The 2,018-nt window shown below is 65.4% G+C and carries 1 protein-coding gene and 1 pseudogene; both read right to left on the bottom strand.

The genetic code is table 11. The annotated features are described in order from the left end of the window. On the bottom strand, nt 1-1,389 hold a 1,389-nt coding region (locus XI08_RS05480; protein ID WP_271573670.1), incomplete at its 3' end, for a HAMP domain-containing protein. A 358-nt stretch (nt 1,390-1,747) separates the two neighbouring features. Continuing rightward, nucleotides 1,748-2,018, bottom strand: a pseudogene (locus tag XI08_RS05475) (methyl-accepting chemotaxis protein); the annotation flags it as partial.

Raw genomic sequence — 2,018 nt, 5'->3', positions numbered from 1 at the left:
TGCGGTGGCGACCGACTGCATGTTGCTGGAGGCCTGCTCGGACACGCCCGCGACCTGGCTCGACAGGCTCTGCGTGGTCTCGGCGGTGCGGGTCAGCGTGGACGCTGCGGATTCAAGCTGCACGGCCGAGGCCGAGACGTTGGAGACGATGGCGCCGACGGCGCTCTCGAAATCATCGGCAAAGCGGATCAGCTCGGAGCGGCGGCTGGCGGCCTGCTCCCGGCTCTGGGCTTCGCTCGCGGCGGCATCGCGCTCGGCCTTGGCGACGGCCTGAACCTTGAACTCCTCGACCGCGCCGGCCATCTCGCCGATCTCGTCCTTGCGGCCGAGGCCCGGCAGCACCACGTCGAAATTGCCCGAGGCGAGCTCGCGCATCGCCTTGCACATCGCGATCATCGGGCGCGATATGCCGTTACCGAGCATCAGGGCGAGCACGGCGCCGATGGCCAGGCCGCCCAGTGCCAGCATCAGCATCAGCCGTTCGGTCTCCCCGATCGTTGCATTGGCGCTGGCCTCGATGCGCTGCTGATCGGCGGTCAGGTCCGATCGCAGCTCACCCGAAAGCTTGAGGATCGACGCGGCCGTCTTGGTCATCTCGCCGTTCGACTTGACGATGACCTTCACGTTCTCCGTCAGCTTGGCAAAGGAGGTGCGGTACTGCTTCAGCAGATTGCTGATCTCGGTGACGCGGTCGGTGATCTTCTGGTCGCTGGCATAGATCGAGACCAGCAGGGTTTCCAGGAACTTGATGCGGGCGATCACGCCGTCGGCGGTCTTCGGCTCGGGCTTGGCGACGAAGGCGCTGACCGAGGTGGAGACCGCGAGATATTGCGAGGTGACGTCCTTGGCGGTGGTCTGGACCGAGGCGAGCCCGGCGAGCGCTGCGGTATCGGCAAGGTCGTCGAACTTGAAGCGGATCTTGTTGCCGACGCTGTTGAGCTCATCGGCCGCGATCTTGTTGTTCTCGCGCGTCAGGGTGATGATCTCGCCGAATACTTTCGTAAAGCGCTGGAACTCCGCCTCGAGCTTGCCGACCTGCTCGCGGCGCGCGGCGCCGGTCGTGGCGGACGTCGACTTGGCGATCGCCGCCTTCAGATTTTCTTCGGCCGCCTTGGCCGCGGTCTCGTCGTCCGCCGCGCCGGTCAGCGTATAGGCCCGCGCCAGTCCCTGGTAGGCGATCAGCTCGCGGTCGACGGTTCGCGCGAGGTCCGCTTCCGCCACGCTGGTCCGGTAGGAGGCCACGGCGGCCTGGATCCGCTCGAAGCCGAAATAGGCGAAAGCCATGCTGACGGCGAGGATGGCTAGCACCGCCACGAAGCCGAGGATGATTTTTGCGCGAAAGCGCAAGGTTGGCAGTTTCGATGTGTTCGGCTTGGACTTGACGGACATTCCCCCACCCCATTCCATTCGCGGAAAACCAGGCGCAGCCCGGAAGCAGCCCGCTCCCCGACTCGTGTGCACGGTAATTGGCAAAGGATAAGCGGCGGTAAATTTGCGGCGTCGCAACTTGCGGTTCGGTGACGCGGGGGAATGCCCACCATCGTCGTCCCGGCGAAGGCCGGGACCCATAACCACAGGAAGTGGTTTGACGAAGACTCGGAGTTAGCACCGTTCGTCCCAACTATCCGCTGGGATTATGGATCTCGGATCGGCGCGCGCCTGAGGGCGCGCTTGTCCGGGACGACGGCGGAGTATGAGGCGATAGCGAGATCTTCAAGCGCAAAGCGCCTGACGCGGCAGCGAATGCTTACGCCGCCCGGATATTCGCCATGAAGCGGTCGAGCTCGGCGCGAAGGCGGGTGCTTTCGGATGACAGCGTCTTGGCCGAGTTCAGCACCTCTTCCGAGGCAGAGCCCGTCTCGGCGGCGCCGCGGTTGACCTGGCCGATGTCGGTGGCTGCGGTCTGAGTGCCCTGGGCAACCGTCTGGACGCTGCGCGCGATCTCCTGGGTCGCGGCGCCCTGCTGCTCCACGGCGCTCGCGATCGACGTCGAGATCGACGAGATCTGGCCGATGGTG

This window comes from Bradyrhizobium sp. CCBAU 11361 (assembly GCF_028128935.1).
Classification (GTDB): Bacteria; Pseudomonadota; Alphaproteobacteria; order Rhizobiales; family Xanthobacteraceae; genus Bradyrhizobium; species Bradyrhizobium niftali.
The sequence above is the reverse complement of the archived record's forward strand: the minus strand, read 5'-3'. Positions and strand labels throughout refer to the sequence as shown.